The sequence below is a fragment of the Evtepia gabavorous genome (assembly GCF_003425665.1).
GTDB lineage: Bacteria > Bacillota > Clostridia > Oscillospirales > Oscillospiraceae > Evtepia > Evtepia gabavorous.
The window spans coordinates 1-14,367 of sequence record NZ_QQRQ01000020.1 but is presented as its reverse complement, the minus strand read 5'-3'; the positions used below and the strand labels follow the sequence as shown (position 1 = coordinate 14,367).

The 14,367-nt window shown below is 63.0% G+C and carries 14 protein-coding genes; 12 read left to right on the top strand and 2 right to left on the bottom strand.

Features of this window, described 5'->3' with window-relative positions; all coding sequences use genetic code 11:
- Positions 1-153: 153 nt before the first annotated feature.
- The 5 genes from DV520_RS09815 to DV520_RS09795 all read left to right on the top strand — a co-directional run bounded on the left by DV520_RS09815 (position 154) and on the right by DV520_RS09795 (position 6,511).
- Positions 154-1,674: a YifB family Mg chelatase-like AAA ATPase gene (locus DV520_RS09815; protein WP_021919096.1), complete on the top strand. Its 1,521-nt coding sequence runs from the start codon at positions 154-156 to the stop codon at positions 1,672-1,674.
- Between the two features lie 63 nt (positions 1,675-1,737).
- Entirely contained in the window at positions 1,738-2,940 is a 1,203-nt protein-coding gene (gene thiI / locus DV520_RS09810; RefSeq protein ID WP_021919095.1) for a tRNA uracil 4-sulfurtransferase ThiI, read from the top strand.
- Positions 2,937-4,181 (top strand): competence/damage-inducible protein A, encoded by a 1,245-nt coding sequence (locus DV520_RS09805; RefSeq protein ID WP_117142598.1) that lies wholly within the window; start codon positions 2,937-2,939, stop codon positions 4,179-4,181. The genes thiI and DV520_RS09805 overlap by 4 nt, the downstream gene beginning before the upstream one ends.
- Before the next feature lie 181 nt (positions 4,182-4,362).
- Complete coding sequence (gene proB, locus DV520_RS09800; protein WP_021919093.1) at positions 4,363-5,142, top strand: glutamate 5-kinase; 780 nt, start codon at positions 4,363-4,365, stop codon at positions 5,140-5,142.
- A gap of 7 nt (positions 5,143-5,149) precedes the next feature.
- Positions 5,150-6,511 carry a glutamate-5-semialdehyde dehydrogenase gene (locus DV520_RS09795; RefSeq protein WP_242984683.1) on the top strand — a complete coding sequence of 454 codons (1,362 nt, stop codon included), beginning with the start codon at positions 5,150-5,152 and terminating at the stop codon, positions 6,509-6,511.
- Positions 6,512-6,591: 80 nt separating this feature from the next.
- Here the strand turns inward: DV520_RS09795 and DV520_RS09790 are convergent, their stop codons facing one another.
- Complete coding sequence (locus DV520_RS09790; protein WP_021919091.1) at positions 6,592-7,110, bottom strand: nitroreductase family protein; 519 nt, start codon at positions 7,108-7,110, stop codon at positions 6,592-6,594.
- 12 nt (positions 7,111-7,122) lie between these two features.
- Positions 7,123-9,327 (bottom strand): Ig-like domain-containing protein, encoded by a 2,205-nt coding sequence (locus DV520_RS09785; RefSeq protein ID WP_117142597.1) that lies wholly within the window; start codon positions 9,325-9,327, stop codon positions 7,123-7,125.
- A 213-nt stretch (positions 9,328-9,540) separates the two neighbouring features.
- On the opposite strand from DV520_RS09785, the gene DV520_RS09780 reads away from it, so the two are divergent.
- The 7 genes from DV520_RS09780 to DV520_RS09755 all read left to right on the top strand — a co-directional run.
- Positions 9,541-10,131: a putative ABC transporter permease gene (locus DV520_RS09780; RefSeq protein ID WP_117142596.1), complete on the top strand. Its 591-nt coding sequence runs from the start codon at positions 9,541-9,543 to the stop codon at positions 10,129-10,131.
- A gap of 15 nt (positions 10,132-10,146) precedes the next feature.
- Positions 10,147-10,785, top strand: coding sequence for a hypothetical protein (locus DV520_RS12340; RefSeq protein WP_165850086.1), 639 nt, complete (start codon positions 10,147-10,149; stop codon positions 10,783-10,785).
- Complete coding sequence (locus tag DV520_RS09775; protein WP_117142595.1) at positions 10,745-11,533, top strand: AAA family ATPase; 789 nt, start codon at positions 10,745-10,747, stop codon at positions 11,531-11,533. The genes DV520_RS12340 and DV520_RS09775 overlap by 41 nt, the downstream gene beginning before the upstream one ends.
- 103 nt (positions 11,534-11,636) lie before the next feature.
- Entirely contained in the window at positions 11,637-12,014 is a 378-nt protein-coding gene (locus DV520_RS09770; protein WP_021919237.1) for a GntR family transcriptional regulator, read from the top strand.
- Between the two features lie 16 nt (positions 12,015-12,030).
- The gene (locus tag DV520_RS09765) at positions 12,031-12,885 is read left to right on the top strand and encodes an ABC transporter ATP-binding protein (protein ID WP_021919238.1); all 855 of its coding nucleotides are present in this window, start codon (positions 12,031-12,033) and stop codon (positions 12,883-12,885) included.
- 79 nt (positions 12,886-12,964) lie between these two features.
- Positions 12,965-13,951, top strand: coding sequence for a CPBP family intramembrane glutamic endopeptidase (locus DV520_RS09760; RefSeq protein ID WP_117142594.1), 987 nt, complete (start codon positions 12,965-12,967; stop codon positions 13,949-13,951).
- A 30-nt stretch (positions 13,952-13,981) separates the two neighbouring features.
- Positions 13,982-14,367: ABC-2 transporter permease (locus DV520_RS09755; RefSeq protein ID WP_133308854.1), on the top strand; the 386-nt coding region annotated here is incomplete at its 3' end.

Sequence of the window (14,367 nt, the reverse complement as noted above, 5' to 3'; positions counted from 1 at the left end):
CAGAAGAATCCATTCCCACAGCAACACCCTGCCCTCGGCAGGGTGTTATTTTTGGAAAACCCAGGGAGAAATGTATGCCGCCCCTTGTATCTCCCCGCGTTTTGTGGCATAGTGAATATGGTATATTGTCTGCACAGGGGAAGGAGGGCTGTTATGCTGTATAAGGTGCGCTCCCTTGGGCTCCAGGGCATTTCCGGTTACGAGGTAACTGCGGAGTGCGACCTGGCCAGCGGTTTGCCCAATTTTGACATTGTGGGCCTGCCGGACACCGCCGTAAAAGAGGCCCGGGAACGGGTCCGTTCTGCCATCAAGAACAACGGCTATCCCTTCCCGGTGGGGCGGATCACCGTGAACCTGGCCCCTGCCAACCTGCGTAAGTCCGGCACCATTTACGACCTGCCCATCTGCGTGGGCATCCTGGCCGCCAGCGGGCAGCTGACCTGGTCGGACCCCCACTGCGCTTTTGTGGGGGAGCTCTCCCTGTCGGGCACCCTGCGCCCTGTGGTGGGGATGCTCCCCATGGCCCTGGCCGCCCGGGATGCGGGAATTCAGCGTCTGTTCGTCCCCGCCGACAGTGCCCCGGAGGCCACCCTGGCCGAGGGGCTCACCGTCTACCCGGTGGAGACGGTGGAACAGCTGGCCGCCCACCTCACCGGCCAGTCCCCCATCACCCCCGCCCCGCCCTGGTCCGGGGCGCCGGATGCCCTTCCACTTCCTGACTTCGCGGAGGTCCGGGGACAGGAGCCGGTGAAGCGAGCCCTGGAAATTGCCGCCGCTGGGGGACACAACCTTCTCATGGTGGGGCCCCCGGGCTCGGGCAAGAGCATGCTGGCCCGGCGCTTCCCCTCCATTCTGCCCCCTCTCAGCCAGCGGGAGGCCTTGGAGGCCACCCAAATTCACTCGGTGATGGGGCTGACCACCAAGGAGCATCCTCTGCTCACCCAGCGCCCCTTCCGCGCCCCTCATCACACCATCTCCGCCGGCGGCATGGCCGGCGGAGGGAATCCCTATCCCAGGCCGGGCGAAATCTCCCTGGCCCACCATGGGGTTCTCTTTCTGGATGAGCTGCCAGAGTTTCATAAAGACGTGATTGAGGTCCTCCGCCAGCCCATGGAGGAGGGGGTCATCTCCGTGGTCCGCTCCGCCGCGTCAGAGACCTACCCCTGTGACTTCACCCTTCTGTGTGCCATGAACCCCTGCAAATGCGGCTGGTATGGCCATCCCTCCGGCCGGTGCCGGTGTACGCCGGCCCAGGTGAAGCGTTACCTGGGCAAGCTCTCCGGCCCGCTGCTGGACCGGATTGATCTTTTCGCCGAGGTGCCTCCCCTGGAGTTTGAAGCCCTTTCCGACCGCAGCCCCGGGGAATCCTCCGCCGCCATCCGCGCCCGGGTCACCCAGGCCCGCGCCCGGCAGAGCGCCCGCTTCGGCCCCGATGGCCCCACCTGCAACGCCGCCATGGGCCAGGTGGCCCTGCGCCGCTGGTGCGCCCTGGACCCAGAGGGACAGGCCCTTATGAAAGGGGCCTACGAGCACATGGGGCTCACCGCCCGCAGCTATGACCGCATTCTGCGGGTGGCCCGCACCATCGCCGATCTGGACGGGGCGGCCGCCATCCTGGCCCACCATCTGGCCGAGGCCATCCAATACCGGGAATCCGACTATTTTGCATCTTAATGCCCCTTGTACACCGCCGGACCCCGGCGTTTATTCCATCACCCACGAAAGGAATTCACCGCTATGTCAAATACTTCCCAGTCTCTCCCGGTGGGAGAGGAAATCTTTCTGCTGAAAATGGGCGAGATGGTCCTCAAGGGCCTCAACCGCCGGACCTTCGAGGAGCGCCTCATGGGCAACGCCCGTCGCCGGCTGGAGCCATACGGCAAGTTCCGCATTTACTCCCGCCAGTCCATCACCTACGTGGAGCCCAAGGAGGCCGGCTGTGACCTGGACGGGGCCTTTGAAACCCTCCGCCGCCTGTTCGGGGCGGTGGGGCTCTCCCGGGCCAAGGCCTGTGAGAAAACCCCCGAGGCCATTCTGGAAACCGCCAAAACCTACCTCCGGGACGATCTGATGGCCGCCCGCACCTTTAAGGTGGAGTCCAAGCGGTCGGATAAGTCCTTTCCCATGACCTCCATCCAGCTGTCCCAGTTTGTGGGCGGAGAACTCAACGAGGCCTTCCCCCACATCCAGGCGGATATGCACACTCCCGAGGTGGTGGTCCACGTGGAGGTCCGGGATTTTGCCGCCTATGTCCACGCCAACCCCACCCCCGGCGCCGGCGGACTGCCGGTGGGGGTAGGGGGGACCGCCGTCTCCCTGCTCTCTGGAGGGATCGACAGCCCCGTGGCCTCCTGGATGATGGCCAAACGGGGGCTGGCTCTGGAGATGGTCCACTTTTTCAGTTACCCCTACACCTCCCCCGAGGCCAAGGAAAAGGTCCTGGAGCTGGCCCGGCTGCTTACCCCCTGGTGCGGCCGCCTCACCGTCCATGTGGTCCCCTTTACAGAGATTCAGGAGGAACTCCGCCGCAGCTGCCCCGAGTCCCTCTTCACCCTGCTCATGCGCCGGTTCATGATGCGTATTGCCCAGCGGGTGGCCCAGCGGGTGGGGGCCCACGGGCTGGTCACCGGAGAGTCCCTGGGCCAGGTGGCCAGCCAGACCATGGAGGCCATGGCGGTCACAGGGCAGGTGGTCTCTCTCCCCATCTTCCGGCCCGTGGTGGGCATGGACAAGGAAGAGATTGTCCGGATCGCCCGGAAAATCGGCACCTTTGAGACCTCTATCCTCCCCTACGAGGACTGCTGCACGGTCTTTACCCCCCGCCATCCTAAAACCCGCCCCTCCCTGGAGGAAATCCAGGAGGCCGAGGCCGCCCTGGATATCGACGGTCTGATCGAAACCGCCATGCAGGGCATCGAAAGGGTGGTGCTGCACCCGTGAGCCACACCGCTGAACTTATCGCCGTGGGCACGGAGCTTCTCCTGGGCAACATTGCCAACACCGACGCCCAAATGATCTCCGAGGGATTGTCCCAACTGGGGATCAACGTCTACTATCACACCGTGGTGGGAGACAACCCGGAGCGGGTCCGCCAAGCAATGGACATTGCTCGCCAGCGGGCGGACATTCTCATCACCACCGGGGGGCTGGGCCCCACCTGTGACGACCTCACCAAAGTTGCCGTGGCCCAGGCCTTTGGCCGGACCCTGGTGTACCACGAGCCCTCGGCCCAGCGGATTCGGGACCGGTTCGCCGCCATGGGGCGGCCTGTCACGGAAAACAATTTCCAGCAGGCCATGATCCCAGAGGGGGCCACCGTCCTGGACAACGACTGGGGCACCGCCCCCGGGGTAGCCATGGAGGCCGACGGCATCCACGTGCTGATGCTCCCTGGCCCGCCCCGGGAGTGTGAGATGATGTTCCGCCACCGGGCCGTCCCCTACCTGAAAGGGCTCTCGGAAGGGGTGATCGTCTCCCGCACGGTGAAAACCTTCGGCATCGGGGAGTCCGCTGCCGAGGCCCTGCTGCGGGATTTGATGAATTCCCTCCACAACCCCACCCTGGCCCCCTATGCCAAGCCCACCGGCACGGAGCTGCGGGTCACCGCCCACGCCCGGACCGAGGCGGAGGCCCTGGCCCGCATTACCCCTGTGGTGGACCAGGTCAAGGCCCTGCTGGGGGACAAGGTCATTGGGGTGGATGTGTCCTGTTTGGAGGAAGTCTGCTATGGGCTGCTGAAGGAGCGGGGGCTCACCGTGGGCACCGCCGAGTCCTGCACCGGCGGTCTCCTGGCCAAGCTTCTCACCGACCTGCCCGGCTCCTCTGCCCTGTTTCGGGGGGGCATTGTCAGCTATACCAATGCGGTGAAAGCCGGTGTCTTGGGGGTCCCTCAGACACTGCTGGACCAATACGGCGCGGTCTCTCCCCAGGTAGCCGAGGCCATGGCCCGAGGGGCCAAAGCCGTTCTGGGGTGTGACATCGCCCTGTCCACCACCGGCGTGGCCGGCCCGGAGCCGGACGACCGGGGCAATCCCATCGGCCTGGTTTACCTGGGCCTGGCCTGGGGCGAGCAGTGCCAGGTGGTTCCCCTTCACGCCGGTCAGGTGGACCGGGACCGGATTCGCCGGCAGGCCGCCCAGACCGCCCTGGACCTGCTGCGCCGGCATTTAACGGGGCTGTGAGCCCCCGCCTTCTTTGTACAACAGGAGCTGGGACACCACGGTGCCCCAGCTCCTGTTCCCGTTATTTCCTCCCCTTCCGGCGTTGACAGGCCCCGCTCCATCCAGTACAATAGAAACGATAAAACTCCCAAAAAATACCGGCGGGCACTCCCCGCCCTCGGTTCTCCAAAGGAGCCTTCCCATGGAAAACAAACGTATTGTGGTGAAAATCGGCACCTCCACCCTGGCCCACCCCTCGGGCCTGCTGAACATCCGGCGGGTGGAGGAACTGTGCAGAGTCCTCAGTGACCTGAAAAACGCCGGTCATGAGATCATCCTGGTCTCCTCCGGGGCCATCGGCATGGGGGCGGGCAAACTCTCCCTCCCCCACCGGCCCGAGGACACCCCCACCAAGCAGGCCGCCGCCGCCGTGGGACAGTGTGAGCTCATGTATACCTATGATAAGGCCTTTGCCGAGTACAATCACACCGTGGCCCAGATTTTGCTCACCGCCGCCGATGTGGATCACCCGGACCGCTTTCAAAACTTTCACAACACCATGCGCCGTCTGCTGGACTTGAAGGCCCTGCCCATCATCAACGAAAACGACACCGTGGCCACCGAGGAAATGGGGATCGGGGACAACGACACCCTGGCCGCCGTGGTGGCCGTGAGCATGGAGGCAGACCTGCTGATCCTGCTGTCCGATATTGACGGGCTTTACACCGCCGACCCCCATACCCATCCAGAGGCCACCCTCATCGCGGAAATCCCCGCGCTCACCCGGGAGATCTGGGAACTGGCCGGCGGGTCGGGGTCCTCCCTGGGCACCGGCGGCATGTCCACCAAGCTCCAGGCCGCGGACATTTGCACCCAGGCCGGCTGTGACATGGTCATTGCCAATGGGTCCTCTCCCTCTGTACTCTATGACATCGCGGACGGCAAGCCCGTGGGCAGCCGCTTCCGCGGAAAGAAAGGATAAGACTGCCATGAATCTTCCCCCTCCCTCCGGCGAGATGCCCTGCTATCCGCCGCCCGCTTTCAGCGGCCACGAATTTTCCGCCTCTGCCGCTGCCGACCCCACCGAGCTGACCATCACCCGCCCCCTGCTGGAGGAGGCGCTGGCGGCCAAGCCCGCCCTGGCCGCCCTCTCCACCGAGGAGAAGAAAGCCGTTCTTCTGTCCATGGCCGACGCCCTGGAGGCGGACACCCCCGCCATTCTGGCGGCCAACGCCCTGGACCTGGCCGCGGCCCAGGACACCATCTCCCCGGTGATGCAGGACCGCCTGCGCCTGACCCAGGGCCGGATTGCCGACATGGCCGCCGGCGTCCGGGCGGTGGCGGCCCTCCCCGATCCGGTGGGGCGGACCCTGGCCTCCCACACCCTGCCCAACGGGCTCCAGGTCAACAAGGCCTCTGTCCCCCTGGGGGTCATCGCCATCATCTATGAGTCCCGGCCCAATGTCACCTCAGATGCCGCCAGCCTCACCTTCCAGGCGGGAAGCGTCTGCGTCCTGCGGGGCGGGAAGGAGTCCATTCACTCCAACACCGCCATCGTGTCCGCCCTGCACAAAGCTCTGACACAGCATCACCTGCCCACTGCCCTGGTCAGTTTGGTCACCGACACCACCCGGGCCAGCGCCAATGAACTCATGCAGGCCGTGGGCTATATTGATCTGCTCATTCCCCGGGGCGGCGCCTCTCTGATCCAAACCTGTGTCAACCAGGCCAAGGTCCCCTGCATTCAGACCGGCACCGGAATCTGTCACATCTACGTAGATGGCGACGCCGACCTGCAAAAGGCCCTGTCGGTGGTGGAAAACGCCAAAACCAGCCGCCCCTCGGTGTGCAACGCCGCCGAAGTCTGCCTGGTCCATCGGGACATCGCCCCCGACTTTCTGCCCCAGCTGTGGGACCGCCTGGTGGTCCGCCGCCGGGAGGCCGGCCAGCCCCCGGTGGAGCTCCGGCTGGACCCCAAGGCCATGGAGGTGCTGGGCAGGGGAATCCCCGCCGGGTATGACGACTTCGACACGGAATTTCTGGATTATATCCTGGCCGTCCGGGTGGTGGACAGCGTGGAGGAGGCCATTGCCCACATCAACTGCCACTCCACCGGCCACAGCGAGGCCATTCTCACCCAGACCCGAGCCCATGCGGACCTCTTCACCCGCCTGGTGGACAGCGCCGCGGTCTACGTCAACGCCTCCACCCGGTTTACCGACGGGGGGCAGTTCGGCCTGGGCTGTGAGATGGGGATTTCCACCCAAAAGCTCCATGCCCGGGGCCCCATGGGCCTGGAGGAGCTGACCAGCTATAAATACGTGATTCACGGGGATGGACAAATTCGCTGAGTCCATTCTCCAGACAACCAGAACACCCCCAGCGCCGGATGGCGCTGGGGGTGTTCTGCTTTACGGGGGAAAGCCGTACTTCAACGGCGGTAAATTCTATGTTCCCTTCGGGGCTTGGGTTCGGGCAGAGGCCCGTCGGGATACCCCAAAAGGCAGTGGGCCACGCCGGCATACTTGCCCTGGATGCCCCACTGGCGCAGCAGTGCCTGCCCCTCTGCTCCGGCAAAAACCTCCCGGGCCCGATGGACCCAGCAGGAGCCCAGGCCCAGGGCGTGGGCCGCAAGCATCAAATTGCCCATGGCCAAGCTGCCGTCCTCCAGCCAGGTGGCGCGGCTTTGGTCGGCCAATACCACCACCACCGTGGGGGCCCCGTAGAAGGGATCGGTCTTCGTCCCCATCACGGCGGCGTTCAGCTGAGACAGGCGGGCAATGGTCGCCGGGTCCTGGACCGCCACCAGGATCACCGGCTGGGCCCCCATGCCGCTGGGGGCATAGGTAGCGGCCTCCAAAATTTGCTGCAGGTCCTCTTCCCGGACCTGCTCTGTCCGGTAAGACCGGATACTCCGGCGCTCCTTCAGGGCGCGTATCACCTCATTCACGGCGGTCCCTCCTCACCAAATGCAGCGCACCGCACAGTTGAGGGTTTGGTCCCCCACCTTGGCGGTCACGGTGGCCCGGCCGGGGGCCACCGCGGTGATGGTGCCGTCGGCAGTCACCGTGGCGATCTTGGTGTCGCTGCTGGTCCAGGTGACCTCCCCCGATGCGCCGGTCACCGTAATCTGCTGGGTGTCCCCCTCGCTGTCCAGGGTAATGTCGTTGGCGCTGAGGGTGGGCTTTGTCTCCGCGGGGGCGTCCGCTCCATTGGCCGCAGGCTCTGTCCCGGCGGGCTCCTGACTGGGGGCATCTGCGGACCAAGTGCAGTTGACCGTACACTCCGCCTTCTGTCCATTCTCCATGGAGGCGGTGATGACCGTGGTTCCGGGGGCCACCGCCGTGACCGTCCCCTTCTCATCCACCGTGGCCACCTCCGGCTTGCTGCTGGTCCAAGTGAGCTGGGCCGTGGCCCCCTCCGGAGAGAAGGTGGGGACCAGCGCCATGGTGGTTCCCGCCTCCGCCAAGTCCAGCGCCGTTCTGTCCAGGGTCAGGCCTTCCGCCGTCTTCGGTTCTCCGCCGCCAAGGATGCCGTCCTGGAAGGCCGGCACCACATTGCGCACCACAATAAACGCGGCCGCTGCCACAATCACCAGAGACAGAAGGATCAGCACCACATTGGGGCCGCCCTTTTTCTTCGTCTTCTTCTCCGGCTTCCGGGCGGCTGCACGTTCCCGGGGGGCCCGCTCCCGGGGCGGACGAACCGCCGCGAGCAGCTCCTCCTGGGGGGCAGCTTCCTCCTGCGCCTGCATTTCCTCCGCGATTTCCTGGGTGGGAATCACCTGGGTGGGCTGTTCGTCAAAAACCGACGCGGGCACCTGCTCCGCCGGCGCCTGGCCGGCGTCCTGCCCGATCTCCTGGGAGGGAATCTCCCCGATGGGAATGGTCGGTTCCTCCACCGCCGGGATCTCCGGCGCGGGCTCCGCCTGGGCAGGACTCTCCGCGGGGGCACTGGCCGGGGCAGCATCCGCTGCGGGCGCCTCCGCCGGGGGAACCGGAGCCGTGTCCGGAATGGAAACTTCCGGCACAGGCTGCGGCGGCTTTTTCAGCTGTTCCGGGTCCAGCTTGGGCACAGGGCTGTCCGCCAGCAAATCCCGAATCTCACTGAGCAGCGCGTCCAGGTCCTCCTCCGTCTCCACGGGCTTTTCCGCCGGGACCCCCTCCTGCGGGGCGGCCGTTTCTTCCCCGTCGGGTTTCTTTGTCTCCTGGGCCGGCGCGGCGGGCACGGTCTCCCCTATCTGGACCTCCGTATGCTCTGCCTGGGGCATGACCGGGATGGCAGGGGCGCCTTCGTCAGCGGCCTGGGACAAGGTCTCCAGGTCCTTCAGAGTGTCCCACTGGGTCTTGGCACTCTCTTCCACAGGCGCCTGGTCCGCCTCTGCCCCAGGGGCAAAGACCGGAATCTCCTGGCTCTCTCCAGGCGTGGGCTCTGTCTTCACCACCGGTCCCTCCGCAGAAACCGGCGCCTGGACAAAGGCGGCCGGATCGGTCTCCACCAGAGGGGGCTCGGCAAAGCCAAAGGTCTCAGGGACAGTGACCTCCTCAAAGACGGGGCCTGCCTCCACCGTGGGGACCTCCACCTGCGCCGGCGCTTCGGCGGGCGCTTTCTGTGCCTCCACCGTCTCCGCCGCCGCCAGGGCGGCCTCTCGGGCCAACCGGTCCCGCTCCCGCTTCCGGGCGGCCGCTCTGGCCTCCCGCTCGGCCAGGTGGGCCGCCTTTTCCTCCTCTGTCATCTCACTGGTTTTCTTCCGGGCGCCATGCCGGCGGACCGGTTCCTTTTTGCGCATGGGCTCCTTCCCCACATGCTCCTTCTGCCCAGAGTCCTTGGGCGCATGCGCTTTCTCGATCTGCTCTCTGGGCATGGCAGGTTCCCTGCTCCCGGTCTCCCGAGGGCCTTTCTCCCGCAGTGGACGCTCTGCGTGCGCGCTGTCCAGTTCCACCTGATCGGGGTTCTTGGCCTGCTTTTTCTTCTTTTCCGGTTCATGGCTGCCGAAGAGGTTTCCAAAAAAAGCCTGCTTCTTTTTCTTCTTCTCCGCCAGCTTCCGCTCTTCCTCCTGGCGGCCGGCGTCACAGAACGGGCAGTATTTATAGGTCACGGAATAGTACTCCCCACAGTGAGGGCACTGCACCGTCTGACTCCTCAATGTAATCTTTTTGGTTTCCATTTTGGTTTCCTCCTCATGTGATCTATGCTAAGGAAAACTTTACCATTTCAGAAAGACTCGTCATAATTTAACGTATTGTACCACAGGTTTGAGAACATCGTCAACCTTCTCCGGGGAAATGGCGCGTGCCTTGACCTGCCAAGATTTTTCCAGTATAGTGAAAGAAATTTGTGACGGGCCCGCTTCTTGTGTCTGCCCGGGAAAGGAACCACTATGCCTGCTGTCTCCTCCCCTGTATCCTCCCTTTCCGTGGGAAAACGGCTCTGCCAATTTTTCCAAAAATATTTCTTGTGTTTCGTCTTTTATTCCGTGTTCGGCTGGTGCTACGAGGTCTTTCTGGAGGTGGTCGTCTACCGCTGGGGGTTCTCCAACCGAGGGGTTCTCTTTGGTCCCTACTGCCCGGTCTATGGGGTGGGCGCCCTGCTGTTTCTGCTCCTGTTCTACCGGCTGATCCAGGGCAAACCCTGGAAACAGCGGCTGCTCTGGCTGCCGCTCCTCTTTGTCGGCTGCATGGTCTCAGCCACCCTGGTGGAGCTGGGCGCCTCCTATCTCTGCCAGGCACTGACAGGGAGCTGGCCCTGGCAGACCTATGTCAATTACCGCTACCATTTTCAAGGGCGGATCGCCCTCTCCCCCTCTATCCGCTTCGGCCTGGGGGGCCTGTTCTTTCTCTATGTCCTGCAGCCCCTGCTGGACCGGGGCCTGGCCGCCCTCTCCCCCCGGGCCCGGGGCAGGCTGGCCGCTCTGCTGGCCGTGCTTATGGGGATTGACCTGGTGTTCTTCCTGGTGGGCACATTTTCTTAACAGGGAGGCACTCACATGGACACCACACAGTTTCACACGCAATACGCGGCTTCCATGGCCGCCTTCCTCTCCCAACTTCCGGACCCTGGCCTGCGGATCGCCGTGCGGCAGCAGGGGGACCCGTTTTTCCGCCAGTGCGCCCTGGCCGTTTGGCAGGCCGGCGGTACGCCCCTCTCCCCGGCCCATACCGCCTGGTACAACGCCCTCTACTCCGGCAGCGTCCGTCCCCCGGACGTCCTGTTCTGGGCACTGACCGCCCAGGCCGGTGGGTGCACCGCCCTTCCCGCGCCCCCCTTTTTCTCCCGGTTATGTACCTACGACCGCCAGACCGGCCACAGGACCGCCCGGGCCTTTCTGGATACCCTGGCCGCCGCGCTGACCCTCTTCGCCCAGGCCGCCGGCCCAGGGACCCCGGAGGCAGCATCGGCCATCGCGTCCTATCTGGACCAGTGGTTCACCCAATGGCAGCGGGAGAGCCTGCCGGGAAACCCCCGTACCCCCTGCCCCTTCCCTGCCCGACTCCCCCGCTCCGCCGCCTGCGCCTATCCCCGCCCCAGGCCCTCAGACCCCCGCTCCCTCCGCCCCGACGGAGGAGCCCACGACAGAGGCCCTGTTGGCCCAGCTGGACGAGCTGTGTGGACTGGAAACCGTTAAGGCCGAGGTCCGCAGCCTGATGAACCTGGTTAAGGTCCGTCAGCTTCGGGAGGAAGCCGGCCTCCCCACGCCCCCGCTCTCCCTCCACATGGTCTTTCTGGGCAATCCGGGCACAGGAAAAACCACAGTGGCCCGGCTGGTGGCTGGGCTCTACAAGTCCATCGGCGTGCTGTCCCAAGGGCAGCTGGTGGAAGTGGACCGGGCCGGTCTCGTGGCCGGATACGTCGGCCAGACCGCCCTGAAAACCCAAACGGTACTGCAGTCTGCCTTAGGCGGGGTTTTATTCCTGGATGAGGCCTACGCCCTGGCCCCCGGGGACAGTCCCAACGACTTTGGCCGGGAGGCCATTGAAGTCCTTCTCAAAGGTATGGAGGACCACCGGAAGGACTTGGTGGTGATCGTCGCCGGGTACCCCGGCCCCATGGAGCGGTTCCTCCACAGCAATCCCGGGTTGGAAAGCCGGTTCAACAAATCCCTGTTCTTCCCGGACTACACCGCCGGGCAGCTGCTGGAGATCTTCCGCAGTCTGTGCCAAAAGAATGGCTATACTCTCTCCCCCGAGGCCGACACCAAAGCGTCGGCGGCCCTTCAGTCCCTCTATGACCATCGAGGGGAATCCTTTGGTAACGCCCGAGAGGTCCGGAACTTTTTCGAGGACGCCATAGCCCGGCAGGCTGACCGGGTGGCCGGTCTATCGGCTCCCTCCCGGGAGGACCTTATGGCCCTGCTCCCGGAAGATTTGGCCTAAGAACTCCCTCTCCCACCAAGAAACTCCCTTTTTGCCCCCTTGACAGGGGGCATTTTTCTGCGTATACTGTATATACCGTACATGAACAGAATAGGTGGTTCCCATGAACATTCTCATCAGCAACGCCAACGACAAACCCATCTATGAACAGATCTACACCCAGATTCGCAACCAAATTCTATCCGGCGCCCTTCCGCCGGGTCAGGCCCTGCCCTCCATCCGCGCCCTGGCCAAGGACCTCCGGGTGAGCGTGATCACCACCAAACGGGCCTATGAGGAGCTGGAAAAAGCGGGGTACCTCTACACCGTCCCCGCCAAGGGCTCCTATGTGGCGGAAAAAAACACCCAGCTGGTCCGGGAAGCCTATCTGACCCAGATCGAGGAACACATGACGGAAATTCTCTCCCTGGCCGACAGCTGCGGTTTGGGGGAGGAGGAACTGCTTCAAATGTTCCGCCTGCTGTATGAAACCCACGCCTGATGGAAAGGAGTACGCTATGAACGCCATCGAATGCCGGGACCTGACCAAGTCCTACCAGGGCTTTACCCTGGACCACATCACCTTCACCCTCCCCGCCGGCTGCATCTTGGGGCTGGTGGGGGAAAACGGAGCGGGAAAATCCACCACTCTGAAGCTCCTGATGAACGCCACGTCCCGGGAGGACGGGCAGGTTTCCCTGCTGGGAACCGACAACCAAAGCCCGGACTTTCTCCAGACCAAGCAGGACATCGGGGTGGTGCTGGACGAGGCCTGCCTGCCCGAGGTCATCACCCCCTTGGAGCTGGGTAAGCTGATGTCCCTGACCTATACCCGGTGGGACCAGCCCTTGTACGAAAGCTACCTGACCCGCTTTGACATTCCCCGCACCAAACAGTTTAAGGACTTCTCCCGGGGCATGAAAATGAAGCTGGCCATCGCCGCCGCCCTGTCCCACGGGGCCAAACTCCTGCTGCTGGACGAGGCCACCAGCGGACTGGACCCCATGGTCCGGGACGAGGTCCTGGACGTGTTCAACGAATTCACCCGGGATGAGACCCACACGGTGGTCCTCTCCTCCCACATTGTCAGCGACCTGGAGAAGATCTGTGACTACATCGCCTTTCTTCACAAGGGCAAGCTGATCCTCTTCGAGGAGAAGGACCAGCTGCTGGAGGAATACGCCATTGTAAAACTCTCCCCCGCCCAGCTGGCGGAGCTGGACCGATCCGCAGTGGCTGGCGTGAAGCAGGGCCCCTATGGGGCCGAGGCCCTGGTCAAACGGAACCAGATTCCCGCCGCCTTCGTCACCGAGCACACCACCTTAGAAGATATCATCCTCTTTTTGGCCAAAACTCAAACCGAAATGCAGTGACTCCCTGTAAGTAAAGTAGGGTGTCTCACGCGTCTCTTTCCCCAACGTTCCATATCGTTTTTCAGAAGGAGATCTCTTCATGAAACTACGGCCGTTTTCCACCTGGCGTCAAGAAAACAAAGAACTACTCGTTTTCCTGGCCATCGCCTTCGCTCTGCCTTTCCTATGGTTCCTGGTCCCAGCTATTTTCTCCTTGACGGGAAACAGCCTCCACTCCCTGTCCAGTTTCTCTTTGTTTAATGTGCTCTGCCCTGCTGCCGGCGCAATGGTTGTAAGCTTGGTCTATCGAGCAGAAGATCCCCTGTTACCCAGAACCTTTTTTCGGCGTTTTCTGGGTTTGACAGCAATTGTGGGGCTGTGGGCTCTATGCGGACTTTTTCTCCCTGAACATTTTCTGTCTACGGTCACTCCCCTCCTGTACTTTGCTGTCTCTCTTGCCACTATCGTCTTTTATCTGGACGAACCGTCGGACTTACGTGCCGCCTACGGCCTAACTGGCAGGCAATGGACTTTATCCGGTGTTCTGCTGCTTCTGTTTTTGGCGCTACTCGTGGTACGAGCTGTGGCAAACAACCTGATCACAGGTACTCCCCAAGCTGCCTTCACAGCCGTTTCTTTCTCCTCTCTGTTCCTTCTTCTGCCCTCTTTCTTCCTCCAATTTTCCAGTTTCTTTGGAGAAGAGTACGGCTGGCGGACCTATCTTCAGCCGGCATTGCAGACGAAATCGGGGCCAATCCGAGGCGTCTTGCTCTTTGGGGTCCTGTGGGCCCTTTGGCACCTTCCCTCCAGCTTGTCATTTGATCATGATTCCTTGACACAAATTGGTCCTTCCTTTCTGCTTTCTTGTCTCAACTGCATCGCCTTTGGGACCTTTCTGGCTTTCATTTATCTAAAGACCCACAACATATGGTTGGCTATTCTCATACATTTTTGTAACAACAATCTGCCACTTATGCTTCCTCAAGCCGACACATGGATACAAGCCACAGCCTCCACCCTCATTCAGTTGGCCATCTTCCTCCCCTTTTTGTTCTCTAACGTTTTTCGCCGTGCCCCATCCCCCTGACCAAACCAAACCGAAAGGAGTTCCTTCCCAATGCATGCACTACTGTACAAAGATTTCCGCGTGATGTGGAAACAGATGAAAGCCTTTCTTCTCTTAATTGCCATCTTCTGCCTGATCCCCAACCAGGCCCTTAACTTAAGTGCCTTCTTTGTGGTCTACGCCGGACTGATGCTCCCCATGTCCCTGATGTCCTATGATGAGCGGGCCAAGTGGGATACCTTCGCCGCCATGCTGCCCTACGCCAGCCGGGAGATCGTCCTGAGCCGGTATCTGGGTGGCTGGCTGTGCGTGGCCTTGGCAGGCGTGCTGTACGCCATCGGCGGTGCGCTGGCCGCGGGGCAGCCCTTCCCGCCGGCAGAGCGTCTGGTTTCCCTGGGCTGGCTGTTTGCGCTGACCCTGGCGGCTCAGGCCATTCT

Bases quoted from the DNA above. Each gene is read 5' to 3' on its own strand.
- DV520_RS09815 (WP_021919096.1), top strand. From the start codon at position 154: ATGCTGTATAAGGTGCGCTCCCTTGGGCTCCAGGGCATTTCCGGTTAC.
- thiI (WP_021919095.1), top strand. From the start codon at position 1,738: ATGTCAAATACTTCCCAGTCTCTCCCGGTGGGAGAGGAAATCTTTCTG.
- proB (WP_021919093.1), top strand. From the start codon at position 4,363: ATGGAAAACAAACGTATTGTGGTGAAAATCGGCACCTCCACCCTGGCC.
- DV520_RS09795 (WP_242984683.1), top strand. From the start codon at position 5,150: ATGAATCTTCCCCCTCCCTCCGGCGAGATGCCCTGCTATCCGCCGCCC.
- DV520_RS09785 (WP_117142597.1), bottom strand. From the start codon at position 9,327: ATGGAAACCAAAAAGATTACATTGAGGAGTCAGACGGTGCAGTGCCCT.
- DV520_RS09780 (WP_117142596.1), top strand. From the start codon at position 9,541: ATGCCTGCTGTCTCCTCCCCTGTATCCTCCCTTTCCGTGGGAAAACGG.
- DV520_RS12340 (WP_165850086.1), top strand. From the start codon at position 10,147: ATGGACACCACACAGTTTCACACGCAATACGCGGCTTCCATGGCCGCC.
- DV520_RS09770 (WP_021919237.1), top strand. From the start codon at position 11,637: ATGAACATTCTCATCAGCAACGCCAACGACAAACCCATCTATGAACAG.
- DV520_RS09765 (WP_021919238.1), top strand. From the start codon at position 12,031: ATGAACGCCATCGAATGCCGGGACCTGACCAAGTCCTACCAGGGCTTT.
- DV520_RS09760 (WP_117142594.1), top strand. From the start codon at position 12,965: ATGAAACTACGGCCGTTTTCCACCTGGCGTCAAGAAAACAAAGAACTA.